The sequence below is a fragment of the Campylobacter porcelli genome (assembly GCF_002139855.1).
GTDB lineage: Bacteria > Campylobacterota > Campylobacteria > Campylobacterales > Campylobacteraceae > Campylobacter > Campylobacter porcelli.
Genome location: NZ_CP018789.1, coordinates 527,935 through 554,637, shown reverse-complemented (window position 1 = coordinate 554,637; position 26,703 = coordinate 527,935). Strand labels below are relative to the sequence as shown.

Here is a 26,703-nt window from a genome sequence, read left to right as displayed (position 1 = left end):
AAGCCTAGGTTCAAATTTACCTAAAATTAAGTCATTTTATATTTTTTGTGCGGTTTAAGCTAATAAAAGCAAATTTAAAGCTTATTTTTGATAAATTTTAAGTATTAAGGAGAATAGAGATGACAACTATATCAGCCATAGATACCGCTAAATTAGCTTTAGCTTTATTAAAAAAGAATGATGATGAGATTATAGAATATACAAGTAGATTAAAGCTTTTAAAGTTGCTTTATTATATTCAAGGCTACCATTTAGCTATGTTTAACGCACCTTTATTTGATGATAAAATGGAAGCGTGGCTACACGGACCGGTTGTGCCATCGGTTTATAGATGGGCGAAAAAGCTAACTGACGAAGAACTACAAAATCAAGCGATGAATGATGAGCAAATGGGCGCTCTTAATCTCCACCCACAGCAAACTAAGCTAATAAGTGAAGTATTAAACATGTATGATAAATATTCAGCCTATGGATTAAGAGATAAAACGCACACAGAGATGCCGTGGCTTAGTGTATATGAACAAGGTCAAAATAATGAAATCACGACTGATAGCTTAAAAAACTTTTTTACACCACTGGTTGAAAAATGAAATTAAAAGAGACCGCTAACAAAGAGTATCATAACACAAATTTAAAAGAGAGTAATCCTGAAATCCTTGATATTAGTTTTACAAAGATTATAGATGATTGTAAATTTGGCTTACCTACTAGCTCATCATATATTCTCAACGATAAATTAAAGATTCAAAAAATAGTAAAAACTCTTATGCATATAAGAGAGAAAAAACCCCGCGAGCTTATCTTGACCGAAAAAACACAATCTATAGGTGGTTGCGAAAAGTGCGACATTGATAAATGGAGATGGAGTAATGATAAAGTTAAGCATTTTTTAGCCAAATTCACAAGCCCAGTCTTTATCATTAGAGCAGGAGATAGCAGGATATTTGGCACTATTGATAATAATTGCTTTTATATCCACGCTATAGAATACAACTTAGGCGATATATATCAGCACTCATAAAAAGCTTTTATAGTCATCCCTAGCCCTCTCTAATCTCTTAATTAAGTTATTAGCTCTTCTAGGTGTTTGCTTAGCCCATTTTGAGTTTTTGATATTCTCTATAGCCTTAGAATAATCTAAAAGCTTTAGATACTTTTGCGTATTTACAAAGCTACCAAAGCCTTTGATACCTAATTGATAAATCATATCATAGATACCTATTTTTACCACTTCAGGAAGACTGTCTATCCAACTATAAATTTCATCTACACTCTTTATAAGCTTTTTAACTTTACGATTTAAAATTTGAGTAGCAACTTCTTCGCTCATTGGCTCTATAACGCCATCATTTAGAGCTATTTCATCTTTGGTTAGATACTTTACATTAAAGCCATAACCGATAGTATCAACTCCTTCTGAGCATTGATATATACTCGCTCTAAAACCTTCTTCAACTTTAAGCTCACTTATAAGCTCATTTAATCCATCTTTACTTAAACTCATCTTGCACTCCTTAATCTCTTAGTTTTATGTTATTCTCTTGTCTTCTAGCTGCACTAGCTGCCCTGATATTTTGTAAAATAGATTGAGTATCTCTAGTGCTGTTTTTCACTTCTATTAAGTCATTCTCTATCTTATCTAGCTTTGTATTTGCTAATTGCTCTAGCATTCTAATCATAGCCAGTTGATTAGTAGAGTTGCTCTCGCTTACTAAATGTTGCTTTTGCAATTCTGTTACAATAGCTTCTTTGCTAGATTTTATCTCACTTATAGCCGCATCTATCTTATCGCCTACTAGGTCTAATTGCTGCCTATTTAGCTTAGACTCTCTTAAATCTTGGATTCTACCTTCATAGAGCGTTTTAGATGTTTTAAAAAGAAAAAACACGCCTACTATCAAAAGAGCGATGATACCACCGCTCTCAACCATTTTTAAAACTTCATTTTCCATCATTTAACGCTTCCATCCCATAGTGTAACTCCATAATATATAGATATAGCTCCCATACCATATCACTAGCCTCCTTTTGGCTTTTAGCTCTCTTGCTAAAGTTAGGCTTACTTGGCTGATATAGGCTCATTGGTATATGAGCTTTTGGCGTTGCTTGTGGTTCTGTTATTCTCACGCTCCCACAACCGCTCATAAACAGCATTAATAGCATCAATACAGCTATTTGTATTACTTGAACGCTCTTTGACATACACTCTTTCTACCTCTTTTTTGCTTTTTAATTCACTTAGGGTCTCTAGCCCCTTAGCAAATTCGCTATTTAGCTTAGATATTTCAGCTTCCCACCTTTCATTAGCATTAATAGCCATCTTATTTATAGTGTGTTGCTCTTTTAGCTCATCTTGTAAGCTATCATTTTGCCACCATAATAGGGCTAAGATTAGCCCCATAATACCATAGCCCCAAATCACTGTGCAGCCTCTTTTGGCACTTTAACCTTAACATTAGCTAGGTCGTGCGTCTCATAGTCATAGCTCCCACCAGCATACATTACAGTTGATACTACCGCATCATCTACTAAGATATCATACCCAGTAGCCTTTCCGTGTCCATATGGACTTTGGATATATTGCACCTTAGCTGGGACAAAGCTACACTCAAATTCTAAATGGACAACCCCACTACCTGTGAGATACTCATTATTATACCCACCAGCAGCTGTATAGAACATCATCTTTTCAAATAGATAATTTCCACCATATTGAGGTGATATTCTCTTAGCTATTACCTTATACTCATTAGCAGCTTCATAGTCATAATCAGCTGGGATAGTATTAGCTACTTCAGTTTTTTCACCCTCATTTTTAGTTAGGATAAATGTAGCTACATTATCACCACTAGTTACTTGAACATATTTAGGATATAGCCTAGCACCTTCGTGATTGAAAAACTCAACATTACTTATACCAGTACCATAACTATCAATATGTATTGCTATACCTTTTAGAGTGAATTTAAATGGCTTATCACCACTTACTTCTCCTATTAGGTCTAATAATTTACCTATAGTATAGTTAGGCTCATACTGTGATGGTACTATATTCCAAGCCTTAGCTAACTCTACATACTTATCACCATTTAGATTTAAGTTCATCTTATTAAAATCTAAGCTTATAACCCTACTCTTATCGCCTTCATTAGCTGCTAGCTCCTCAGAGTAGAGCTCCCCAGCACTAACTACAAAGCTAGATTTAGTAATCAAATGGGTATTATTAGCATATCCTGTTCTTATCTCTAGCTTAGCTGGGGTAAAATCTTTAATAGTTATAGTTACTTCATCTTTATTTGCGGCACTACTAGCACTACACCAGCCACTACTACTACTAAATCTAGCACCTATTCTATATACATTAAATCCACTAAATGCTGATGTTGCCTTTATATCCACTTCTATCTCATCTTCGCCCTTGCTCCACTCACTACTTGTAGCACTCACGCTGCTTAGCTCAGGGATTACCCCATCATCTTTGGCTTTATAGACTAGCTTAGCATTAGTTAGTGAGCTATCGGTATAGCTATGCATTACATATTGCTTACCATCGCTACCATAAAGCTTTAGCTCACTTAGTGTTGCATAGCTATTATCTAGACACTCTTTAATCTTTATCTTAACTACTGTATCGCCACTGCGTTCTTTTAGGCTATAATCTGAGTATATAGCAAGGCTCTTTGGCAAGCTAGCCCCACTAGAGCTATAGTTTAACATCGCAGCTACTTGAGCGTATGTTGCACCTTGCATATTTGAGGCTAGATTTGCTACTGTGTTGCTTAGATTAGTGATGGTCTCATTAGAGGTTATAGCCTCTTGTAGCTCCTCTTTAGTAGCCAAATTCGCTAATTCTGTTTTAGTAGCTAAGCCCTCTAGACTACTTATATCAGCCTTAGCCCTTAGCTCATCTTTGGTTGCTAGATTATTTAGCTCATCTTTAGTAGCTAAGCTCTCTAGACTGCTTATATCGGCTTTAGCCCTTAGCTCATCTTTGGTTGCTAGATTTGCTATATCATCTACCCTTGCAAAGCCATCTAGATTTACACTACCACCACTTACTGCAGTAGCTACCTTCTCATCTACCTCACTTTTAGTATATACTAAGGTACTTAGCTCATCTTTAGTAGCAAATGTAGCCTTATCAGTAGTATATGTAGAGCTATCTAGCTTAGCATTTACTTCATCTTTAGTAGCTAGATTAGTTAAAGCCTCATCTACTTCATCTTTGCTATATACTTCAGCTCTATCTACTTTATTAATGAGTGCTTGAGAGATTAGGGTTTGGATTTGCTGCTCTCTTATACCACTACCATTTAACTCTACTGACCCACCAGCTACAACGCCTTTTAGCATATCCTTTGTAGCGTAGTTATTCTCTAGTACATTTGTATCTAATCTTAGCATAGCCTTTAGAGCATCATCAACTACCCAAAAGGTCTCCTTAGTTTTAGTATTAAATACTTCAGCGATATATGCTTTTTCTATATCTGCGTTATGTTTATCATTTAATACCTTAATTACAGAGTTTATTAGATTTTCTTTGCTCATTTGTAAATCACGGTCATTTATGACTACTAATACTCTTTGTGTTATCATTATTACCTCCTAATTATTTTTTATCTATTTTTATCTACTTTTAACGCACGAACAAAGTCCGTGCTAAAGTAGCAAACACTAAAGCCCCGCAAGCGGGGTACCCCTATTTTTAAACACTTTAAACTTATGATACCACTTCACCCAAAAGTAAAATAGCTTAGCTTTCCATTTAGCCACACCTATTTCAAGCATAGCGTCATAGAAGTATCTATCAGCCATCTCATACCCATATTCGCTTACATTAGCACACATATAATCGTGGATTACCACAGCGCTTAGGTACTCTGGCGAATTTGGTGGGAAAAGGCTCCAAAAAATCCTAGGGATATTAGCCCCATTGGTTACAAAACCTTTAGGAATATAAATCCCCTGATATGATAAATCCTTATATACTCGGAATTTATCTTTATCTATTGGCTGGACTACTACTCTATTCATTTAACCTCCTTTATAATTATTTAAACTGATTTTTTATACAATTAGCAAAAAGGTAAAATATGGCTGAATTAGATAAACTACTTTTGACTTCGCAGCTGAGCAAAGCCCAGCTTTGCGATGAAGGGCTACGCCCTTTCAAAACCCCTAAAGCCCCATAAATGGGGTACCCCGCTTGCGGGGCTTTAGTGCGGGGTCAAGCCGATGGGGCTTGTCGCAAAGACGGACTTCGTTCGTCTGCGAAGTCAAAATAGAAGCTAATCCTAATTAGCTGCTTAATACCTTTATTGCTAATCTTATTTATCATAGTTTGCCTAAAGATAAAACAAAAGCAAAAGGATATAAAGGATACCAAATGATACCTATAATCACTGCTTCTATCTTAATCATCAGCACTATAATATTCCTATACTTTTTAGTAACACTCACTAAGGCTTAATCCACCCACTCTATACCTTTTATCTCATCTATGCTAGTAGCGTTATTTACAGCAGTTCTTAGCTGGTCGTGCTTAAATAATATCATCTCAGTATGAGCTGCCACAGCTACACCAAAAGCCATAAATTCTTCCTTGCTAAAGCTTACTACCTTATTATCCTTAGTAATCCAATTTATAGCCCCAGTATCTTGCCCACTAGAGGTAGCTAGTAGAATTTGGCTTACCTTGCCACTTATATTTATCTTGCTATCGCTATCTATTTGATACTCATTGCCACCATAATTTAGCGTTAAAAGCTTTGTAGCCTTAATACTTGAGAGTTCATCTAGCTTTATCTCTTTAGCGTCTTCTAGGCTCACATCTGCTATCTCGTAGCTGATATTATAGATATTCTTAGCTTCGTCATAGCTCTTTAGAATAGATGGCTCTTTATAGATATCATCATTTGCTGGGGCTTCTTGCTCCACCACTCTAGCAAAGCCAAGAGACCTTAGCGTCTCATCATCGCAGTTATCTAAAAAGTATGTATCAACTCCTTGATGCTTTTCTCCGTTTTCATCACTGAATTCAACATCTTTATAGTATATTTCTAGACTAACTAGCTCATTTTTATTTATATCATAAAACATTTAAACTCCTTAGTAATATATTAGTATCTCTATCTTATATCTTGTACTGCTAGTATGCCACCCCTTTGAGCTTGTGTTATACTCTTCGTATATCATAGTAGAAGGAAGAGTAGCGATTTCATATTGATGGTTTGCTATCTCACCTACATAGCGATGTTTAGAAGTACTCATCGCCCACCAAGTTCGATTTAAAGCCGCACCATTTGACACCCCTTGATAGGTAAAACCTATTTTACAAGTAGTCTTAACCACCATAAAACCCTTCTTCCCTACTGCTTGTGATGGTAAATTAATAACTTGCCCACAAGTGGTAAAAGTAGCACTAAATAAATTAAAGTAGTTCCCAGTAACCCCACTAACCACATTTCCATCAATATCTTTTATTTCTAGAGCTCCACCACTTAATAACAACCCTAACTCCTTGTAATTCTAACTAAAGAGCTACTCACAACTACATAAGAAAACACTTCATTAGCCCCAAAGCCACTTTGAGCTATCCTAAAGTTAAATGGAGCTGAAAAAGCTTGGATATTAGCCCCTTTAGCTATGAATATCTCCCCAGTTTGACCTATATTTGCTGCTGCGTTAGCTACTGTTATATTTGTTGCTGCTGTTAGATTTAAGCTAAAGTTTATACCATTATTAAGGTTAATTGCCCCACCAGTTACTGCTACAAAAGCCCCACGCTTTTTAGAGTATGCTCTATTTACTAGATTTGTATCTGCTGCTGGTGCTACATTGCATATTGGGGCTTTGTTATTAAAGGTTACTTGACCAGTGTTAAAGGTTACATTTCCACTGCTAGTTATAGCCCCTGTAGCAGTTACTGCACCTTTTAGCTGAGTAGCTCCATTTATGACTGTAGCTGCTAGTGTCGTAGTTCCACTTAGGGTTTTATTACCAGCTATTGTCTGATTACCTGTTAAATTAACTGTAGCATTAGCATTAGCCTTAGTATTTAGTTGAGCTAAATTAACTGCGTGAGTATTTGCTGTAGCGTTTGGCACTACTACAGGGCTAGAAAAAGTTTTAATTCCAGCTATTGTCTGATTACCAGTTAAAGTTACTACGGCGTTAGCATTAGCTTTAGCATTTATACTCCCAGTTAGCGTAGTATTTATCCCATCAATATAAGCCTTAGTAGCTAAGTGATTAGCCACTGTAGGTGCTACACTAGATATTGGAGCTTTATTATTAAAGGTTACTTGCCCAGTATTAAAGGTTACATTTCCACTGCTAGTTATAGCCCCTGTAGCAGTTACTGCACCTTTTAGCTGCGTAGCTCCGTTTATGACTGTAGCTGCTAGTGTCGTAGCTCCACTTAGGGTTTTATTACCAGCAATTGTCTGATTGCCTGTTAAATTCACCGTAGCATTAGCATTAGCCTTAGTATTTATACTCCCAGTTAGCGTATTCTTTAGCTCATTGACAAAATCCTTAGTAGCTAGCTCAGGGCTTTTTATAGCCTCTTGCTGGGTTTGTTTGTTTTTGGCTTGTTCTTTTAGCAAAGGTATCTGTCTTTTAATCTCATTTATCTGCCCCTCTAGCGTAGATATCTCCCTATTTTTAGCAGCTAGGTCTGTCTCTCTTTGAGCCTTTGACGCTTCTAGTACTGTAGTGCTTCTACCCTCAGCCCTAGCTTCAGCTATTAAAGAATTTAGGTCTGCTATCTCTTGTTCTATAGTAGCCTTTTGTTGTTTTAGGTTTCTTAGCTCTTTTTCTTTTGGTGGTAGCTGTGCTTCCTTAGCTCTTATATCAGCCTCTATAGTCTCTACCTCTTTTAGCAAAGCCTCTTTAGCTGGGTCTAGAGGTATCTTAGCATCTACTGCATCTATCATAGCCTTTATATCAGCCATACTATAGTGTGAGCTAGCTACTGCATTACCCTTTAGCCCATATTCTACTCTTAGCTTTTCATTGATTACAATGTATTGGTCTCCAGCGTTATCCCCATTATCATATGCGTGTATTACGCTACATATATAGTCATTTGCTGGGTCTTTAGCTTCGTATTTATTTATCTGGGCCAGTGCCTCAGCTACTATATCATTTTTACTCTTAGCACTGCTAAGAATTAGTTTTTCAAATTTTCTAGTTCCCATATCTACTCCACTATCTCAATATTATCAAACACAGTTGCTTTACTTACTTCATCTAGTATAAACTGCTTAGTCTCTTCTACTCTATCTAAGGTATCAAAGACAACTTCTTGAAGTCTCTCATTTAGCTTAGCAAAGTTATCATACTCCACACCACCTATTAAAAATCTAGATGGATTAGCACTTAATGAGCTTATTAGTGCGTTATGCACCTCTTTACCTATCCTACTAGCCTCTTGCCAGTGAGCTGCTACCGCATCTATCCTTAGCGTTAGCTCTTCAAGCTTTGCTGGTACTGATATACTTAGATATCTTATTAGCTCATCTAGTTTATCATCACAGCAATTAGTAGTAGTTGGTTGATTTTGTGTAGGGGTTAGCCCTATACCACCACCAGCTAAGGCTGGGTCTATTATCATTGCACTATTTGGCATTACTCATCCTTTCCTATAAAGCTACTTAGATACATTATCTTATTATTAGCTTTTAGATTTTCTATAGTATTAGCATCATTTTGAGCTATATCTTCTAAGACTAAGCATATCACGCCACTACTCTTTAGTACTACTAGCTCACCCTCATATCCCCAAAATATGCTACTTTTATCCTCTAAAATCGGAGGCAAGCTCACAACCCCACGACGTAGCTTCCCACCGATAATCTCGCCATTTATCTCGCCACGGCTTATATCATAACTCTTTGGTCTCATTCTCACTCCTGCTTAATTACTATCATTACAAACTCTAGCTCATTAGCTACTACTTTATTAAACCTTACTACACTACCATCATCGCTTAGGGTATAATCCTTACCAAAAACAGCAGTATAAACCCCATCAAAGATAATGCAAAGCTCTTTAAAGCTATTTACACTCATACCATTTAAGCCAAACTCGCTCTTAACCCCATCACCTACGCAGGCTATATACTCAGTAGTTAAGACACCTCTAGCTACATAGCTTTCATTTATTACTCCTACATTTACGCCTATACCAGCATCAGCTGATACTCTTAGCTTCTGGCCATTTCTTACAAATATCTTAGTGTTATACCCTTTAAACCCTTCAAGCGTTGCGCAGTACAAAGTAGCCTTTAATCTGCCTAGTTCATCTAGTACTTCTATCGTAACTGCTTTTGGACTGGCTAAGGCGTTATATAGCCCTATGCTCACTACTGCATTGCTATTAAAGCTAACGGTCTTATCTCCACTAAAACTATATCCATCTAATTTCACAATACAACTCCTAATAAATTACCAAATTCACTATTTTTAATCATCTTATGAGCTTCTAGAGTTAATTCATCTAACTCTTTTAGTTTAGACGCAGCTGCTGCGTTACTAGCCTCTAGTAGTATGTTTAGCTCATCTAATCTATTTTGAGTTTGCTCTTTAATCTCTTTAGTCTCATCTTGCAAGGCTACTAGCTTTGGAATTTGGCGTTCATATCTAAGCCCTATAGCCTTAGCTGCCCCTGTAGCTATACTAAGCCCTAGCAATTCACTAGCTACCTTAGCCCTACCTAAGGCACTCTCGCCACGCACCAGATATAGCTCATCACATAGCTCATCATCCTTTAGCTCATTTATCAAATCTCTAGCTATAGTGCTACGCTCATCTAGCTCCATTTTATGGATATTAGCACTCTTAAACTCTCTAGCAAAGTAATCACTAGCCCTACCTAGCTCACTCTCCACTAGATTTATTACTTCTTCTTTTTTGCTAGCTATCTCGTGTTTAGCTCTAGTAGCCTCTAGCTTTAGCTGATTAGATTTTTTAATCAAATGCTCACCAGCACTACTTAGCCTATCCTCTACTATATCAGCAAAATCTAAAATACCATACCTTAGCTCCTCAAGCTTTGCTGATATAGCCTGGCTAAGCTGCCTTATCTCTTCAACCTTATGGTTATACTCATGGCTATACTCAGCCCTTTTTAGTAGCTCATCCATAGCCCTAACTAAAAACTCTTTATCAGATAATATTAGGCTTTGGATTATCTCATCAACTCTAACCCCATTACTTTGCTTTATCTGCTCTAAAGCATCAATTAGCTCAGAGAGATTCTGGGCTTTAGCTACTAGCTCTAGCTTTATCTGCTGAGCCTCTGATTTTATCTGCTGGGTCTGAGATTTTATCTGCTCAGTTTGGGTTTTTATCTGCTGGGTCTGAGATTTTATCTGCTCAGCCCCTATTTTGATTTGCTGAGTCTCTGTTTTGATTTGCTGGGTCTCTGTTTTTATCTGCTGGGTCTCTGTTTTTATCTGCTGGGCTGCGTCTTTATTAGCTTGTACTTCACTTTTAGCGCTTTGTATCTCACGCTTTATATTTTGGCTAAGATTATGAGTATCTAGCACGCTATCATATCTATCTAAAATTTCTTGACAAATTTGTGTAAATGCTTTTTGAATTGCCATTATCTTACCCTTTCACTCATCACTCTATCTAAATCTTTGATATCTGCTCTTTGGCTAGAAGTTACGCCATTTTGATAGTCTATAAAGTGCTGTATAAACTTCTCTACACTAAGCCCTCTAATCTTGCTATGATCACTTAGATAAAAATCCAGCTCACTCAAAAACGCTTCATCCCACGCATAATAAGCATTTAAAGCCTTTGTTACCACATATGGCTTAGCATATCCCCATCTATTTAAAGCTTTTTGTAGATCATTAACCTCATACCCATCATAAATAGTAGCTTGATACGCCATCATCGCTTTTCTAGCTAAAGATATAAAATAGCTTTGATTTTGCGCTACCGCACTAACGCTAAAACAAAATAGATATAATAAAGCTGAGTTTAAATTCTCATCATCATAGCCAAAGCTATCATCATAAATCTTAAATTTGCGTATAAAATAATACTCATCAATATGGCGATACACCTCAAAAAATCTCTTATCACACTCCACCAACTCCAGTGGCTCTATCTCATCACTGATTGTAGCAGCCGCCCTATATATCAGACTATCTATTAAATCACTACTTGCAGGCGGCGGATGATCACCCTTTAAGGCAAATTCCGCCCTTTTGATAAACTCCGCCTTGGTCATCTCAAACCTTTAGATTATGTAACCACGCAAAAGCATATGGAGTACAAACCCTTAGAGTAAATTCATTTATAATCTCATATAGCTCAGCATCATCAGTTGTCTCTCTTTTTTTCTCTGCCATTGGACGCCAATTGACCTTGACTATATCATCAGGCTTAAGTGCTATGATCTCATCATCTTTTAGATATGGGCTTAGCATTACTTGGATATTTGTGCCATAAGCTGTATTTCCAATGTGAGTTACATTATTATCAATTCTACTTGTATTTAACCCACTCACATGAGCTTTAGAAAAGATAATATCATCTAGCTTATCTTTTTGCTTATCATTCATCATTAGAATTCTATATGGCGAACCATTTAGATAGCCTATTTTTAAAAGCTCTCTAATACTGTCCCAAGTTAGATCAACTCTACCAGCATCAATCTTATTAGACGCTGTAGCAAAGCTCTTTAGCCCACCACACTTCCCAGCAACCTTAGCACCAGCTGTATTTACTCTAGCTACTGCTGTTTGCTCACTTAGTAAAATTTTCTCTAAAGTCTTTTTGAATTGGATCAAGGCTTGCTCTCTTTGAGCTGCTATCACCTTTTGACCATTAACTCTCATCGCCTCAGCCTCAGACCCAGTTACCCCAAAGGCTTGTTTTAGAATTTGGTAGTGATTTTCTAGCCTTTTACCAGTGTAATGACTCACACTACTCATACGCCCACCCTCATCACTAGCCGTGCTAGGATCATCATGACCTAATCCATCAGGCAACTGATCATAAAACCACATATGCCCAGCTGCTACGCTTCCATCTCTATTGCTTGGTGCCATAGAGCTAATTGAGCTTAGAAATGGCGTCTCATTTCTACCAACTTTTAAAATTCTAGATTCATAATCAGCGATTTTACCAAACGCCTCACTACTATCTATCAAACCTGCTTTAATCACATAATCTCCTTTTTGTAAAATTTCCAAAAAAAGCCGCAATAATCGCAGCTCACCTAATAAACCTCTTTTTGTAATTTAAAGATTTTAAGAAATTAATTTCGTAAAAATGGGTATTGATTTTGTTCTAATTTCAAATATAAGCTAGCTTTTAATGATCATAAAAATTGGGTTTTTAACTCTTTAATTTTTATAATAAAAATTTTATATTTTTTAAAAAATTTGAATTTATTTTTCTTTTAAGGATTTAAAATTTTTAAAATATGACAGAAGTGTAAATTTCTTTTTTAAAGGGGAAAGGGGAGCCTATCTTGACTTCGCAGACGAACAAAGTCCGTCTTTGCGATGAAGGGCTACGCCCTTTCAAAACCCCTAAAGCCCCGCAAGCGGGGTACCCCCTATTATCCGCCCCAAATCTTTTTTTAGTAAATTTAAAATTTTATTAAAAACTAAAAAGAGTTTTTAATAAAATTAGTTAAATCTGTGCGAAGCACAGCAACTTTAAAAGGCTTTTACAGGGGGTTAGGGGTTGTTAAGGGGGAAGCCAAGGTGTTGCTATCTTTCGTAGCGTCGCAAACGATGATTTACATCGTTTTTGCTGTCACGCTACTCATCTGCCAAAAAGCGCTCCCCTTCTCCCTTAAAAAGAAAAATAAATTGGTTAATTATTCCAAATTTTCGCCACAAAACAACCATTTAAGGTTGTTTTGCTATTGCGAAAATTTTATTTACAAATCTCACCAAGATGAGAGTAAAAATCCACCATATCAGCTGAACTTGCCTCACCTTTATTTATCTTTTCTATCGCTTCATTAGGGTTGAAATTCTCCATTCTAGCTCTATGGCTATCCATCACATTATCGCTATTTGCTTGATGAGCAAAATATTTATACCATATAAGCTCTAGCCCTTGAGAGCTAAATAGATTAGCAGCCGTAGCTGGGTCTTTTTTGTTTATCTCTTCTAGCTTATGAAGGACTTTGCCACGATCAAACCCAGGCACGCTCTTTTCAGCCATAGCAATCTCATTTGAAAATCTCTCTCTAGCCGCCGCCTCATCTAGCAATCTTCTATCTTCACTACTAAGCTCAAGCTTTTGAGTATCGCTCTGTTTTGGGGTATCTTTATCAGGCTCTTTTGCCACCTCTTTTTGCGGCTCGCTCTGCTGTGTATTTGATGATTCACTGCTCTCATCATCTAAATTTAGCTCATTATCCAAAGGCTCATCATACCAAGCTGTTTGCTGACTCATCATTTTCTCCTTTTAAATCACTCTCTTGCTCTTCAAATTCGTTTAATACTGGCTCATTTTTCTTTGCTGTTTTAGTAGCCTCTTTAGCGTTTTTTGGCATTGCTAGCCACTGCTCTTTAGAAAATACCTTATACTCTCTTTTGTTTTTAAATTTCACTACAGCGTCTCCTATCTCACCCATATCGATCTGACCTTTCTCGCCATCAACGCTACTATATACCATCAAACCATTAGTTGCTTTACTAATGATAAATCCTAAAAGCTCATAACTATCTTTTGTCATATTGTCTCCTTTTTATTTTTACCTACTTTGACTTCGCAGACTAGCAAAGCTAGTCTTTGCGACAGGGAGTTACACTCCCTTGACCCACCTAAAGCCCCGCAAGCGGGGTACCCCTATTTTTGCCCCAAACCTTTATAAAAATCCGTGGCGAAGCCACCCATTGAAAGGCTTTTACAGGGGGTTAGGGGTTGTTAAGGGGGAAGGGGTAGCGGCTGCCAAAAAAGCGCTCCCCTTCCCACTTAAATTAAAAAACTACTTTAACTTCGCAGCTGAGCAAAACCCCACAAGTGGGGTTCCCCTATTTTGCTTTACAGGTTAATAATATAAAAATATATTCTAAAAAATAAACACTAACTCCCACAATCAAATTTACTCTTATCACACTTATCCATCACAGCCTTAGCTTCTTTAGCACTCTTAAATCCTAGCCCCACTTGATCAGCCAATCTCCCAAACTCCCTTACATCACTTTTAACCGCCTTTTCATCTATTACTAGAGTTTTACCCTTTGGCTCTTCTATCCCCATCGCCCTACGCTCAGCTCTGCTTAAATTTAATTCTTGACTTTTATTAGCAGTTGTGGTAGAATTTTCACTAGAGTTTAAAGGCGAATTCGTGCTTTTTGTAATAGGCTTAGCGGATATATCTAAGTCTTTCTCTAATCTTTCATATGTTGTAACTATCCATTTATTTGTTGGTTCTCCATAATAATTAGATTTTAACACTATTTTAGTATCATCTGTTATAATTTGTATAGCTTCGTTAGGTTTTTTGATTATCTCCCCATTTTTTATTATATCAGGCAACTTATTTATAAGCTCTATTGCCCTTGCTTCGGCTTCTTCCTTGCTTAGTCCTTGCTGTATATATTGATAAATGCGTTTATCTAAGATATGAGATAAGCCATAACCCTTATGTTTTATATGGTCTGTTACTTCACCCCACACTAAATCTATATCGCCTAGCTCTTCTCTCTCAAACGCCCCAGCAACTTGACCTTGCTTTTCGGTTAAAAGCTTTTTGATAGCGTTTGCTCCATCGTGATAGAATTCAGCGTAATTAGTGCCAAATTCTTTGATAGGCTTTATATTTAGCTCTTGTTCGATATTCTCTCTTATATAGCTTGGCAAGTATAATACGCTATTTCTCTCTTTAGCTATATTTTCTAAATCACTATCTTTTAGCCCCATTAATCCACGATTTTTAAGCTGCTTTTCTAAGTCATAAGAGTAGTCTTTTTTATCACTATTTATAAATGGATATAGCTTTTTCTCTCTTTTTTTTATCTCATTTTCTAAATATTTATAGAGATTTTCATTGACCCTAGCCTTGCTATCTTTTAGCTTTTGAAATTGCGTTACTAGCTCTTTATCGCTCATTGATTTTATCTCAATTTCTGCTATTTTATCCTTTATCCCTTTTGCTGTTGGCTTGACTAAATCGCCTATGCCCACACTTCTTAACTCATCGAAATTCTCTTTTAAATTTTCAAAGGCATTTAAAGCTATTTGTCTATTTTCTCCACTTGTCTTTTGAGTAATTATCTCTTTTATCTCTTTATCGTGTTTTACTAAAAACTCTTTTGTGATATAGTTTGCCATTTCACTAGCATATTTAGGCAAATTTAATTCATCAGGATGAGCCTTAGCAAAATCATCTAAAACATATCTATATAGCTGATTATAAGTTTTTATATCACTATCTAAGGCTTTATTTGTCTTACCTTCTACAAATTTCTTGATTTTTTTCTAATCTGCTATTTGTATTTGGCTCTGCTTGTGTTGGCTCTTGACTTTTTATCTCATTTGGGGTAGAATTCTTGGTATTGGCACGGCTAAGGCTATCTAAGTTGGCACTAGGTTTAGGGCTTAGGGAGCTTTCGGCAGTTTCTATCTGCTTAGCTGATGCCGTGCTATCTTTAAAAAGTGGATTATTTTCAAGCTTACCATTTACTTTATACATAGTTTTAAAAGAGAGTTGCCTCTTTTTTGTTCCTATTGTCTCAACTACGACAAAATGTCCATTTATTTGTTTTGCACTGATTAAGACTTTTTGCCCATCATCACTAACGCCAAAAGTTCTTTTATCAGCGTTATTTACTATATCAGCGTGGTTTTTTATATCATCTAGCGTAATTGGCGGTTCGCCATTTTTGACATTTACACTATTTTCGCCGTGGCGTTGTAGTGTATGTTTTATAGCGCTTCCATTTAGCGTAATTTTCGCATTTGGCAAGCCTACAAGTTTGCTTACTTCATCACTAGCATTGTCTATCCATAGCTTACTATCATTTTTAATCACTTCTTCCATTAATTCATCTGTAAGTTCGCTTTTTTCAGCCTTTCTAAATGGCTTGGATTTATCCAAAATATCAAGCTTATCAGCCTTAACTACCGCATTTTCTAAGGCTTCATCAGACCCCTTTATCTCTTGATCTGATATACCCTTGCTTACTTCCCACACTCCACTCTCAGGCTCACGCTCTAGAGTATATCCATCATTTTCTAATCTACTTTTTAATTCAGGCGTCATATCGCTATCATCGATTAATTTAAATTGCGTTTTATCGCTACTTATCTCTTCTAAAATTTCATCTTGATTTTTTGGAGTTTTAGCCTTATTGCTCTTTGTAGTGTTCTCAAGCCACTCATTACGCCCATCTTCTACGCTCTTTTGCCTATTACTAGCTACCTTGCTATCTAGATATCTTCTAGCCACGCTTATATCATCAGCTATGTAAGCATCAGCAAATACATTAGCTAACTCATCATTAAAGCCGTGATTTTTAAATCTCTTTACCACTGTATCACGATCAAAGCGTGTTTTATACTCCATACTCTTTTGTAGCACTCCTAGCACCCTATACCCAGCCATTCGTGGAGTTACAGGCTTATCATCATTTATTATGCGTGTTAGCTCTTTTTCATTTTCGCTTGGTGCGTAAGTTTTATTTATATATATCTCTATATCACTAGCACTAGCCTTTGGATTATCATTAGCAAATTTAGCCACGCTATCATCTATCGCAGTTGATACCTCTTCACTCTCTTTTATCGCCTTATTTATATTATCATCATACTCTTGCCCTAAAAGCCTAGCTATATTCTCCCCATTCTCATCAGCGCTAAAAGCCTCTTCTATATCATCACTTATCTTTTGTAGTCTCTTATCTATATCTTGCGGGGTGCCTTTTTCTAGCTCTTTAGCTGCTTCATCTTTAGCGGTCTGTGCGTTTTGCTCTAGCGTAGATTTTTGACCAAATCTACTAGCTATCTTATTAAGCACAGCCCCCAGCGCCATAAATCCAGCCCCAAGAGCCACCCCAGCCCCAGCCCCCATCATCGCTGCACCAGCTACATTTTGTTCATCTTTGTCTTTATGGCTTCCATATTCGCTTATAGCCCCAGCCATACCACCGATGGCTCCAAGTTGAGCTAAATCAAAGGCTACATTTGCCCCCTTTTTAAAAGCGGTATTAGCTACCTTAAATCCTTTAGCTAGTCCCACAGCATTTAGCGGGTCAGTTACCATCTCTCCAGCGAAGTTAGCTACATTCCATTTATCAGGATTATTAGCTTCATACGCATCACGACTAGCTTGTAATATCTTTTGAGCGTCCTTTATATCGTTAGCTTCCTTGCTATCTTCGCCGTAAATTATTGATTTTATCAGATATTTAGTAGCATTAGCAGTTGTAGCCATACCGATATTAAATCTATCCATAGCCGTGTAGCCACTATTTTCAGCCTGTTCTACTAGATTTCTAGCGTAAGTTTTTGAGTCTTTAGTATATGATCCTATAGCATTAGCTAGTAAGTTATTGCTATCTATTTGATACTCTCTTTGAGTGCGAGCAGTAGTTGCTATTTTATCTAAATTCTTAGCTTCATTAATTGATTGTGTTAGCTTCATATCAGCTAAAATTTGAGCCTCTTTATCACTATCCCCCACGAGACTAGCTATAGGCGCAGCTACCTTACTAGCTACTATATCTATACCACGAGCGATACTCCCCATGGTCTCATATCCATTTGCGTCCATCTTATCACCCAGCCTAGTGAAAAAGTCCGCCTTTCCTTGCTTTTGACTAACTAAATTCATTCTATTTAGAGCATCTTTATCCCCACTCTTTATAGCCTCATCTTTATAAGCCTTAGCTATGCTTATTATCTCATCTTGACTTCTACCTTGATTAATTAAATTTTGTAAGCTCTCATCGCCTAAAATACTTCTAACCGTGTAAATCTCTGCCATAAATACTCCTTTAAAGCAGATAATTTACCATTATTTTTTCTAAATTTTAGCCATCAATCAATCTTTATATCCCCTATCTTATCTATATTTACCCCACCTTTACTTGGCATAAAATCCATATTAATCGGCACCCCAAACTTATATTGAGCAAATAACCCGCTATTTACATTACCATTTTGTATAAAGTCTTGTAGCAGTCTAGTCAATGTATAGTTATCTAGCCTTGCTAGATTATGTGCATCTCTTGCTATAGCCGCATTAGTATTCATCTGATTTATCTGCGCTTGAGTGGCCTTTTCGTCCAAATTTAGCTTTTTTACCGCCATATCGTTTTCAAATTTACGCTGAGCGCTATTATTTATATTTTGCTCTATCGCCATAGCCATCTCATTATCCTTATACGCCCTCTCCCAGTTAGCCCTATCTTCTTCTGCTATAGCCTTAGCCCTATCATCGCTAATCTTGCTTATATTACTTAAGGCTTGACCGATTGCCGCTAGCCCTAGCCCAGTGCCTACCCCACCATTTGTGCTAGGTGCTTGTAGTGTCCTTAGCATTCTATCATAGTATCCCATTTTTACTCCTATTTTTTAACTTCGCAGGTCAGCAGAGCCGACCTTTGCGACAAGCCCCACCCTTTTGACCCCGCACTAAAGCCCCATAAATGGGGTACCCCGCTCAAGGAAACCACCCCTTTGGGGTCGCATTCGCTGGTTTTGCGGGGCTTTAGTATTTGGTTCTTTAGGGGCGACTTCACAGAAACCACCCCTTCGGGGTCGCATTCGCTTGTTTTGTTGCCCCGCTAAAAGAACATAAAAATAGGGTACCCCTATATCAAATCTCCTTAGCATAATCACTAGCCCTAAACCCAGCTGCTAGAGCATCATCAGCTTTTTTGCGTCTTGCCCGCTCCTCTTCCATTAAGGCTTTATTATAGTTAAAGGTGTCCCTAGCCATCTTGCCTTGAGACTTTGCCGCCTTATACTGCCCTATCCCACCTAAGATTTGACCCCCAGCATTTAAAAAATCCGTGGCCTTAAAATCCTTAAATATATTTTTACCAAAATCAGCCAAACCGCCTAAAAAATTTCCCCACATTTTTTTCTCCTTTTATTAGATTATTCCAGCTATTATCGCCTCTTTATCCGCATCGCTTTGTGGCGCCATATCATTAGCCATAGCCTCTCCTTTCATAGCCTGTGTAGCCATCGCTAGCTCTTGCTGCGCTTGTAGCTCTTTAAACGCTTCATCTATTAGATATACTGGAGCATTCTCGCCTAATAGCGCCACGCTCATCTCTTTTATCAGTGGCATTATCAAATTTGGATTATTTAGCCCAAGTTGTGCTAGAGTGCCTAGCAATGTATTTATCTTACTTACTACCACATCGCTACTTATAGTAGTTCCGAAATTCACATTTATATCAAAGTCTATATCACTACTCATTCTCTCTTCTTTGCTACCAATGATATTTATAATATCCGGATTTTCAGTTATCTTAATTAGATACTCATCATCTAGATTTTTATATAGCAATTTTACATACTTTTTAGCATACTCATGTAGCATAGTAGCGGCCAAGGATTGAAACATACTTTCTACTCTTACCCCACTAGCAGCATTTATAGTCTGTAAGCTTGTATTACTCCTTCTATCACTAGCGCTTGTTACTCCAGTCATTATGCTATTTACTCCACTAGCTATCTCATACTCGCTTTTTATCATCTCTATCTCTGTAGTTACGTCATATACTGACCCAGTAGGCAAGAGTGGCGCTACAACCTTACTTATATCCCCATCGCCACTTAGATTACACCGTATCACCTTTTTACGGCTTAGCAAGTCATTAGCATTTACTATCCCGCCCTCAGAGTTTATAGCAAATTGCGGATCTATAGCATTTTCTATCAAATCTATCTTTTGATTACGCTTTATATTATACTCTTGTTGTAGCTCCTTTACCCGCTCAGGCAGACACGAGCCATACACCCCTATATAATCATCATTTAGCAAATCTTCCCTACCCACACTTGGCATATTCTCAAAGCAATATCCATAGCAAAAGGGCAACTGATTAAACCACGCCTTTCTAACCTCTATATCATTAGCATAGCTAGTTAAGTCCCAGCCACCCTTCTCCCAGTTTTTCTCATATATCTCTTTTATCAGTATCCGCCTACCAGCCTTTAGTACCGCATACTCATCATCACTTTTATAAAATCCACTTTTAAACTTCGCCTTAACATCATTTCTACTTTTAGCAAATTTATAGCATATATACTCCACATCATTTATATCACTAGCATATGGGTCAAATGCTATAGTATTTATAGGGATAAACTTAGTCTGTATATCCCCATCACCCCAGTAGACACTCACCACGCCTAAAGGCAGATACAACGCCGATAGCACCGCCCTACTAATGCCAATGAAATGCTTATTCTCTCTCCATTTAGCCTTGACTGCCGCTGTGAGTGCGTCCCTTAATGCTCTATCGTGATCATCATTATAGCCTATCCTAGTGATTTCTATAGGACACCCCGAGCCTAAAAAGCTAGATTTAAATATACTATGGAGTATATCTATACTTGTCTTAGCTAGTGGCACATAGATTCTAGAGCGCTCTACTATATTTGACCTTTGCGGTGCTAAGCGTCTGCGATGAGCATCATCATAAGTAGCGTTATAAACTCTTTCACAAGCTAAGAATCTATCTTTTTGATTTTCTAGTTTAGAGAATGCATCATCGATTAAAAATAGTCTATTTTTTGTCTTTTTCATAATTTAGCCTTTTATTTTAAAGCTATATTATAAAAGTGTGAATTCGTGATTTTAAATGCGTGGATTTATTATTTGATTAGGTTTTGTATCTGTTTTAAATCTTGAGTGAATTTATCTAGCAGGGCTTTATTGCCATAATTTATATAAAGAAGTATGAAATCTACTAGCTCAGGGCTTAGAGTATAGTTATGCTGGGTATTATCCTCTCTATCGTATCTAACCAATATCCCACCTATCCCCCCACCAAAAAACAGCTCATCAAAGGCCTCATCATCTTTCTTTTTATCAGCTTTGGCTTTTTCGAATTTGGATATAACTCTACTATTTAATCCATTATTACGCCAGTTATTAGCAGAATTTCTACTATATCCTAATCTCTCCGCTATATCTTCAAGACTATTTACTTTAAAAAAAGCTTTCATCTCTTTAATTAATTCTTTATCATCTTGCATTTTTAATTCCTAATTTGATTTTATATTATAACACTAATATTTTAAAATGTAAATATATTATTTTTATTCAAAAATATATTTTTTTCTATCATTATTCTATTAAATACTATTGACAATCTATTATAAATAATATATAATTATATTAATTTTCTATTTTTTGATATATTAATCACTTTAAAAAGTCGCCAATCCTTCAAATCTTGCAGGCGGCTTCTTAAAGTGATTTGCTGGTATCACTTAAGTTATTTAACATCGCAATCAAGCAGTTTTAAATCCAGCTTTAGCATACACATCCTGTAATTTCTATTGATTTTTCTAGCTTGATTGCCCCGTTTGGAGGTTTTCTTGAGCGCCTTTGTTTCTTTAGATGAGGCCGCCGCATTTCACGGCATCTCAAAGCTAAGCCTCCAAAAGCTTAAAAGCTCAGACAAACGACTTGGCAGAAGTGATAGATTTACTGAGGGTGGCTTAGTGCTTTTAGATTTTAGTAATCCTCTTTATGAGAAGACCACTTACTACTACTACAAAGCACTAGCCGTCGCAGGTAATGAAAGAGCCTTAGCTAGAGCCATCGCTATGAGTCTAGGCAAAAGCGAACATACCATCTATTCGCTTTTTCGTAGATTTAAGTTTAAAAATCAATACACGGCAACAAAGCTAATAGTTGCGCTACAAAGCTACATAGATAGCGCTAGTTTATTTGATGTGAAGGATTTATAATGCAAGATAATATCTTTGAACTACTCAAAACCTACTCCAAAGAGCAGCTAAGAGATCTTATGTCATCTCGTGGCATAATCTTTAAAGATTTTAAATACCACTGCCCTTTTCATGGGCAAGATAAAACCCCAAGCGGTAGCATAAGCTTTAAAAAGGGCTCTGCATTCTTCAACTGCTTTGCCTGTGGCACTGGTGGGGACGCTGGTAAATTTATAGAATTATACGAGAAGCTCTCTCCAGCCAAAGCTGCCAAAGTCGCTCTAAATTTCATAGGATTTAATTTTGAAGAGAGCCTAAGCGATGAAGAGCTAGAAGCTAAAAAAGAAGCATTCATAAAACTCCAAAAAGAGCAAGAAGCCGCTAGAGCCAAGCTAGAGCAAGAAGCCGAGCAAAAAGCCCAAATGGTGAGAGCCAAACTAAGCAAAATAGCTCCAAATTTCTTACAACAAGCTAAAAATCTTGGAGCCTTAGCTGAGCCTTTTGATATCTTCATTGCTAAGACTGATTATTTTGATTATCTCTTTGATAGATATATAGGTTTTGATCCGCAAAATGATAGCGTAGCTATAGTGATATCCAATGAGCAAGGCGAAGTTATAAATATCAAACACAGAACCAAATTCAAATGGGATAGTGAAGCACGGTGCTACTCAAATGAGCGGGTGTCAGGCAAGTGGATAGGAGCTAGTGGAGCATCTGCCTATCCATTCCCTATTGATTTTTATAATGAGTTTGATAGCGATATAGTAGTTATCTGCGAGGGCGAAAAGGACGCTATAAACCTATGTAGCTTAGGGGTATGCGCTCTAACTCTAGGTGGAGTAAATAACTCATGGCAAAAACACAAAGAGCTATTAAGAGATAAAATCGTATATATCTGGTTTGACAATGATAAGGCTGGATATACAAGCGCCATAGCTAGATATAAAGAGATTGAAGCTGTAGCCAAATCTGTATATATCACACTATTTTATAAGCTCTGCCCAGCAGCACCAGCTAAGTATGATATAAGCGACTATCTAGGAGCCAATCAAGCCAAATTCACAAGCAGTGATAAAATAATAGATAAGCTCATATATAGCTCATTTAAGCTCACAAATGACCTAATAGATGAGATAGGTGAGCTTTATGAGTGCGATTTAAAAGAGTTTAAAGAGCCATTTAAGAAAGTAACCTTTAGTGATATATGTAAAGAGATAATGCAAACTGACAAAGATGGCAACTATCTAAACATTATCCCCGTCAAAGGCGAACTAGATGATAATCAAATAGATTATTTCATCAAGCTATTTAAAAGCAAAGAGCTAAAAGATATCACCGCCGAAGTCAAATCCGCAATGCTAGAAAATAGGCTATTTATAACTCCACAAGCTGACAAAGACTTAGAGCAGTGGGCTAAGGTAGTTGATAAAATTTGCGATTTTCAAAAGATCCTTAGAACCAACTACCATCAAACCCATCTAGCTGATATGTGCGATAGCTTTATAAAAAGCGTCCGCAAACTAGGCTATGATATAGCCGAGTATAAGGGTCAGATATACTTTTGGAATGGCAACTTTTACTCATTTGTAGATGATAGAGAGATTTATAAGTTTTTGCTTCATCACTGGATGGGCGCTAGTGGCGTAGATAAAAAGAAGATTACAGATCGCACCGCCACAGAGCTAATAGACAATATCCGTGGCCAAGGGGTGCTAATCGATGCCAAAAGAAAGGAGCCTAGCCTAATAAACAAAAGGGTTATAAACCTTAGAAATGGCTCTATAATCATTAGCAAAAGTGGCAAGATAGTCTTTAGCCAGCATCACAACAAAAAGCTATACGCTACAAATATGTTAGATTTTGACTATAACCCAGAGGCCAAATGCCCAAAATGGGAGAAATTCCTAAGTCAAGTCATGAATGATGAAGACAGATTAACTCTAATGGAGTTTATAGGTTACTGCTTTTTACCTAGCCATGATTATGAATCATTTTTATTTTTATATGGCAAGAGTGGTAGCAATGGCAAGAGCGTTATACTAGACGTTTTAAGAAGCTTTTTTGGTGAAGATAATGTATCAAACTTACAGCTCCAGCAACTTGAAGGCCACGAACTTCACGGCCTAGCTAATAAGATGCTAAATATCGGTAGCGAGATTGATAAACTAGGCGTTGATAAAGGGCAGTTTAGCAACCTAAAAGCCCTAGTATCCCCAAGAGATCAGATACAAATCAACCCTAAAAATCAGCAACCATATAGTCTAAAGCCTGAAGATAAACCCAAATTTGCCTTTGCTGGTAATGACAAACCAAAGAGCAATATAGATAACGCAGTCTTTCGCCGTATGCTTTTAATAGGCTTTGATAAAGAGATTAAAGATGATGAGAAGATTAGAGGGCTAAGTGAGCGATTTAGCGATGAGCTAGATGGGATCTTCGCTCTAGCGTTAAAGGGACTAAATCGCTTAGTAACTAACGGCAAATTCACCAAAGGGCAAAAGATGCAAGACGCCCTTGATGAGTATAAAGATGAAGTTAATCCTACTAGAGTCTTTATCCGTGATGCCATCAAGCCAAATAAAGAGAGATTCACGCCAAATAAATATCTATATCTACTATATTGTGAATTTGCTAAAGAGCGTGGCAACAGACCAATGAGCCAGACCAAATTTACCCAAACGCTAAAAGATGAACTCGCAATGTCAAATATAGATTTTCAAGTTATATCAAGAAAAAGCTCAATTCCTAAAATCGGTCTAGCCTCTGTTGAGCGTGGCTTTGCTGGTATTGAGATAAATACAGATTTTGATATCACTAGCGTTACTATAAATAATATGAATTTAGATATAGAGAATATGTCTGAGCCTTGTAGTGTTTTGTAGTGAGTCTATGACTCACTATTCTTAAGGCTTTTTAAATCTTAAAAAAGTCTTAAGAATAGTATAAGCAAAACTTATCTATTGTGATATTTAAATTACTATTGTTATGAAATGTTTAAGGTTAATGGCGTTTTTTTGCTAGGATTATCTAATTTTGATAATCCTACCCCCATAAAATCGAGCGGTTACACTTGGTTACACTTTGTTACACTTTAAGAAAAAAAGTGTAACCGCTTCTAAGCCCTATTACAAGGGCGTTTCAGGACTTAGGTTACAGAGTTACACTTTTTTTCTATATAGCTATAGAAATATTTTTCTCTCTACTTAAAATTTTTTCTATAGCAATTATAGGAAAAAAGTGTAACCTATAGTTTTCTTAAGCCTTTAAATGCTTATTTTACCTATATTTGCTTAAGGTTACACTTTTTGAAAATAAGTGTAACCGAGCTTAGAAACCTTAAGCCACCAAATAGCCATAAAAAGGCACTTAGCCCAAGGTTACACTTTTTGAAAATAAGTGTAACCAAAGTGTAACCGCCCAAATTCAGCTATAAAAAGGATATTTATGAAACAGATAAATGATGTAGTTACCTTCTATGATGAAGATGGTAATCTAATAGGCGTAAGCCAAAAAAATCAAAGAGATGAGATATTAAACACAGATGAAGAGCTTAAAACTCTTAAAAGCGATGAGTTGCCCCCAATTGATATCATGAACGAAGAGCAAAAGAAGGCTTATGAGCTTTGGATAACTTCAGCTACCTTAGAAAACGACTTCACCCCTATAACAGAGCGTAAATTAGCCCAGAGTTTAGCAGAGCACGGCATAAGCGCTAGTAACTCTAGGATTAACCGCTGGAAGCAGAAATTTGGCTGGGCAAAACTGCTAGAACATAAAATCAATCTAGCAATGATAAACAACGAAAGCCTAAACCGCACGATAAAGCACACAGCATTAGGTGCGGCAGTAGAAAACACCAAGGTAGATCTAGAGCGAAACACAGCTCTACTAGGCACAGCCTACAGCATAGCTGAGATTGAGCTAAAAGAGCTATATCACAAACGCCAAAACGGCTCACTAAGTAAAGATGAGTTTAAACGCTTTGAAGCCCTATTTAAAATCATAGCTGATAGAGATGATAGGATGAATGACCGCCTAGCCCATATCGCTACTGAGGCAGTCTCAAGCGTAGAAGTTTTCGAGAGATTAAACCAAATTTCACTAGATATAGAAACCGAATAAAAGGAGAAAAGATGAACCCACTAAAACTATTTAAACCCCTACTAACCCCAAAGGTTACTACCAAACCATATATCTTAGGCGCCGATGGCATAAAATACTCAACCAAATTTTACATAGTAATGATGGACGCCATATACACTCGCCGTGGTGGCAAACTAATCACAAGAGTAAGCAGATAAAAGGAGAAAAGATGAAAATAGGCTACATAACACAAAAATCATTTACCAAAGATAGTGAGACCATCACCTATCTAAGCGGATCAATGCAAGTTTTAGGCATAGCAAATATGTTGGAATTTACTATAACAGAGTCAAATAGCGATAACCCAAACTCGCCAACATATTATATTAAGCTACCACGCCTTAAATCAAATTTAGCTAATAATATAATTATCGGCTCACTCTGGCTACGCACTAGCCAAAGTGGCAATGAGTATATGAGTGGCTATATAGATAGCCCAATCTTTAGTGGTGGTAGAATAGAGATTATCTGCTTTAAGCCATATGCTGATGATAATCCAGCGATTTTATGGAATATAATTTGGGAACCAGCTAAAAAACAAAAAGAGCAAACCACCCAAACAGCCGTGCCAGATTTAGAACCAACACAGCCAAAAGTTACGCCAAAAGATCTTCATAGCGGCGTAGCAGATGACTCTATCCCATTTTAG

30 protein-coding genes are annotated in these 26,703 nt (G+C 37.0%); 7 read left to right on the top strand and 23 right to left on the bottom strand.

Going from position 1 to position 26,703, the window contains the following annotated elements:
• Positions 1–119: 119 nt before the first annotated feature.
• Together CSUIS_RS02815 and CSUIS_RS02810 are read left to right on the top strand one after the other, a co-directional pair.
• Positions 120–590: a Panacea domain-containing protein gene (locus CSUIS_RS02815; RefSeq protein ID WP_086297035.1), complete on the top strand. Its 471-nt coding sequence runs from the start codon at positions 120–122 to the stop codon at positions 588–590.
• Positions 587–1,021, top strand: a complete 435-nt coding sequence (locus CSUIS_RS02810; RefSeq protein WP_086297034.1) for a hypothetical protein — start codon at positions 587–589, stop codon at positions 1,019–1,021. The genes CSUIS_RS02815 and CSUIS_RS02810 overlap by 4 nt, the downstream gene beginning before the upstream one ends.
• On the opposite strand, the gene CSUIS_RS02805 is transcribed toward CSUIS_RS02810, so the two are convergent.
• The 23 genes from CSUIS_RS02805 to CSUIS_RS02695 form a co-directional block, all read right to left on the bottom strand.
• The gene (locus CSUIS_RS02805) at positions 1,016–1,504 is read right to left on the bottom strand and encodes a glycoside hydrolase family protein (protein ID WP_086297033.1); all 489 of its coding nucleotides are present in this window, start codon (positions 1,502–1,504) and stop codon (positions 1,016–1,018) included. The two genes, CSUIS_RS02810 and CSUIS_RS02805, sit on opposite strands and share 6 nt — an antisense overlap.
• A gap of 10 nt (positions 1,505–1,514) precedes the next feature.
• Positions 1,515–1,952, bottom strand: a complete 438-nt coding sequence (locus CSUIS_RS02800) for a hypothetical protein (RefSeq protein ID WP_141081974.1) — start codon at positions 1,950–1,952, stop codon at positions 1,515–1,517.
• Complete coding sequence (locus CSUIS_RS08475) at positions 1,942–2,082, bottom strand: hypothetical protein (protein ID WP_192940209.1); 141 nt, start codon at positions 2,080–2,082, stop codon at positions 1,942–1,944. Before CSUIS_RS08475 ends, CSUIS_RS02800 begins: the two co-directional genes overlap by 11 nt.
• The gene (locus CSUIS_RS02795; RefSeq protein WP_086297032.1) at positions 2,060–2,422 is read right to left on the bottom strand and encodes a hypothetical protein; all 363 of its coding nucleotides are present in this window, start codon (positions 2,420–2,422) and stop codon (positions 2,060–2,062) included. The genes CSUIS_RS08475 and CSUIS_RS02795 overlap by 23 nt, the downstream gene beginning before the upstream one ends.
• Positions 2,419–4,596: a hypothetical protein gene (locus tag CSUIS_RS02790; protein WP_086297031.1), complete on the bottom strand. Its 2,178-nt coding sequence runs from the start codon at positions 4,594–4,596 to the stop codon at positions 2,419–2,421. Before CSUIS_RS02790 ends, CSUIS_RS02795 begins: the two co-directional genes overlap by 4 nt.
• Before the next feature lie 78 nt (positions 4,597–4,674).
• Positions 4,675–5,034 (bottom strand): DUF1353 domain-containing protein, encoded by a 360-nt coding sequence (locus CSUIS_RS02785; protein ID WP_086297030.1) that lies wholly within the window; start codon positions 5,032–5,034, stop codon positions 4,675–4,677.
• Positions 5,035–5,466: 432 nt separating this feature from the next.
• Positions 5,467–6,099 (bottom strand): DUF4376 domain-containing protein, encoded by a 633-nt coding sequence (locus CSUIS_RS02780; protein WP_086297029.1) that lies wholly within the window; start codon positions 6,097–6,099, stop codon positions 5,467–5,469.
• 9 nt (positions 6,100–6,108) lie between these two features.
• Positions 6,109–6,510, bottom strand: a complete 402-nt coding sequence (locus tag CSUIS_RS02775) for a hypothetical protein (protein WP_086297028.1) — start codon at positions 6,508–6,510, stop codon at positions 6,109–6,111.
• 2 nt (positions 6,511–6,512) lie between these two features.
• Positions 6,513–8,201 carry a hypothetical protein gene (locus CSUIS_RS02770; protein ID WP_086297027.1) on the bottom strand — a complete coding sequence of 563 codons (1,689 nt, stop codon included), beginning with the start codon at positions 8,199–8,201 and terminating at the stop codon, positions 6,513–6,515.
• 2 nt (positions 8,202–8,203) lie between these two features.
• Positions 8,204–8,632, bottom strand: a complete 429-nt coding sequence (locus CSUIS_RS02765) for a hypothetical protein (protein WP_086297026.1) — start codon at positions 8,630–8,632, stop codon at positions 8,204–8,206.
• Positions 8,632–8,907, bottom strand: coding sequence for a hypothetical protein (locus CSUIS_RS02760; protein ID WP_086297025.1), 276 nt, complete (start codon positions 8,905–8,907; stop codon positions 8,632–8,634). Before CSUIS_RS02760 ends, CSUIS_RS02765 begins: the two co-directional genes overlap by 1 nt.
• A 2-nt stretch (positions 8,908–8,909) precedes the next feature.
• Positions 8,910–9,431, bottom strand: a complete 522-nt coding sequence (locus tag CSUIS_RS02755; protein ID WP_086297024.1) for a hypothetical protein — start codon at positions 9,429–9,431, stop codon at positions 8,910–8,912.
• A complete protein-coding gene (locus tag CSUIS_RS02750; protein ID WP_086297023.1) occupies positions 9,428–10,612 on the bottom strand; it encodes a coiled-coil domain-containing protein in 1,185 nt (394 codons plus the stop codon). Before CSUIS_RS02750 ends, CSUIS_RS02755 begins: the two co-directional genes overlap by 4 nt.
• Positions 10,612–11,250 (bottom strand): hypothetical protein, encoded by a 639-nt coding sequence (locus CSUIS_RS02745; RefSeq protein ID WP_086297021.1) that lies wholly within the window; start codon positions 11,248–11,250, stop codon positions 10,612–10,614. The genes CSUIS_RS02750 and CSUIS_RS02745 overlap by 1 nt, the downstream gene beginning before the upstream one ends.
• Position 11,251: 1 nt before the next feature.
• Positions 11,252–12,190, bottom strand: a complete 939-nt coding sequence (locus CSUIS_RS02740) for an SU10 major capsid protein (protein WP_086297020.1) — start codon at positions 12,188–12,190, stop codon at positions 11,252–11,254.
• Between the two features lie 721 nt (positions 12,191–12,911).
• Positions 12,912–13,439: a hypothetical protein gene (locus tag CSUIS_RS02735; protein ID WP_086297018.1), complete on the bottom strand. Its 528-nt coding sequence runs from the start codon at positions 13,437–13,439 to the stop codon at positions 12,912–12,914.
• Positions 13,414–13,722, bottom strand: coding sequence for a hypothetical protein (locus tag CSUIS_RS02730; protein ID WP_086297016.1), 309 nt, complete (start codon positions 13,720–13,722; stop codon positions 13,414–13,416). The genes CSUIS_RS02735 and CSUIS_RS02730 overlap by 26 nt, the downstream gene beginning before the upstream one ends.
• 350 nt (positions 13,723–14,072) lie before the next feature.
• Complete coding sequence (locus CSUIS_RS08470; protein WP_192940208.1) at positions 14,073–15,323, bottom strand: putative barnase/colicin E5 family endoribonuclease; 1,251 nt, start codon at positions 15,321–15,323, stop codon at positions 14,073–14,075.
• Positions 15,324–15,441: 118 nt separating this feature from the next.
• Positions 15,442–17,976 (bottom strand): PBECR3 domain-containing polyvalent protein, encoded by a 2,535-nt coding sequence (locus tag CSUIS_RS02720; protein WP_086297014.1) that lies wholly within the window; start codon positions 17,974–17,976, stop codon positions 15,442–15,444.
• Positions 17,977–18,029: 53 nt separating this feature from the next.
• Entirely contained in the window at positions 18,030–18,551 is a 522-nt protein-coding gene (locus CSUIS_RS02715) for a hypothetical protein (protein ID WP_086297013.1), read from the bottom strand.
• A 259-nt stretch (positions 18,552–18,810) separates the two neighbouring features.
• Entirely contained in the window at positions 18,811–19,074 is a 264-nt protein-coding gene (locus CSUIS_RS02705) for a hypothetical protein (RefSeq protein ID WP_086297011.1), read from the bottom strand.
• A gap of 15 nt (positions 19,075–19,089) precedes the next feature.
• Positions 19,090–20,757 carry a portal protein gene (locus CSUIS_RS02700; RefSeq protein ID WP_086297010.1) on the bottom strand — a complete coding sequence of 556 codons (1,668 nt, stop codon included), beginning with the start codon at positions 20,755–20,757 and terminating at the stop codon, positions 19,090–19,092.
• 68 nt (positions 20,758–20,825) lie between these two features.
• Positions 20,826–21,209: a hypothetical protein gene (locus CSUIS_RS02695; protein WP_086297009.1), complete on the bottom strand. Its 384-nt coding sequence runs from the start codon at positions 21,207–21,209 to the stop codon at positions 20,826–20,828.
• A 345-nt stretch (positions 21,210–21,554) separates the two neighbouring features.
• Between CSUIS_RS02695 and CSUIS_RS02690 the strand changes: the two genes are divergently transcribed.
• The 5 genes from CSUIS_RS02690 to CSUIS_RS02675 all read left to right on the top strand — a co-directional run bounded on the left by CSUIS_RS02690 (position 21,555) and on the right by CSUIS_RS02675 (position 26,703).
• Positions 21,555–21,929, top strand: a complete 375-nt coding sequence (locus CSUIS_RS02690) for a hypothetical protein (RefSeq protein WP_086297008.1) — start codon at positions 21,555–21,557, stop codon at positions 21,927–21,929.
• Positions 21,929–24,793, top strand: a complete 2,865-nt coding sequence (locus tag CSUIS_RS02685) for a phage/plasmid primase, P4 family (protein ID WP_086297007.1) — start codon at positions 21,929–21,931, stop codon at positions 24,791–24,793. Before CSUIS_RS02690 ends, CSUIS_RS02685 begins: the two co-directional genes overlap by 1 nt.
• A 562-nt stretch (positions 24,794–25,355) precedes the next feature.
• Positions 25,356–26,033: a hypothetical protein gene (locus tag CSUIS_RS02680; protein WP_086297006.1), complete on the top strand. Its 678-nt coding sequence runs from the start codon at positions 25,356–25,358 to the stop codon at positions 26,031–26,033.
• Between the two features lie 11 nt (positions 26,034–26,044).
• Positions 26,045–26,212, top strand: a complete 168-nt coding sequence (locus CSUIS_RS08465) for a hypothetical protein (RefSeq protein ID WP_180380826.1) — start codon at positions 26,045–26,047, stop codon at positions 26,210–26,212.
• Between the two features lie 11 nt (positions 26,213–26,223).
• Positions 26,224–26,703, top strand: a complete 480-nt coding sequence (locus tag CSUIS_RS02675; RefSeq protein WP_086297005.1) for a DUF736 family protein — start codon at positions 26,224–26,226, stop codon at positions 26,701–26,703.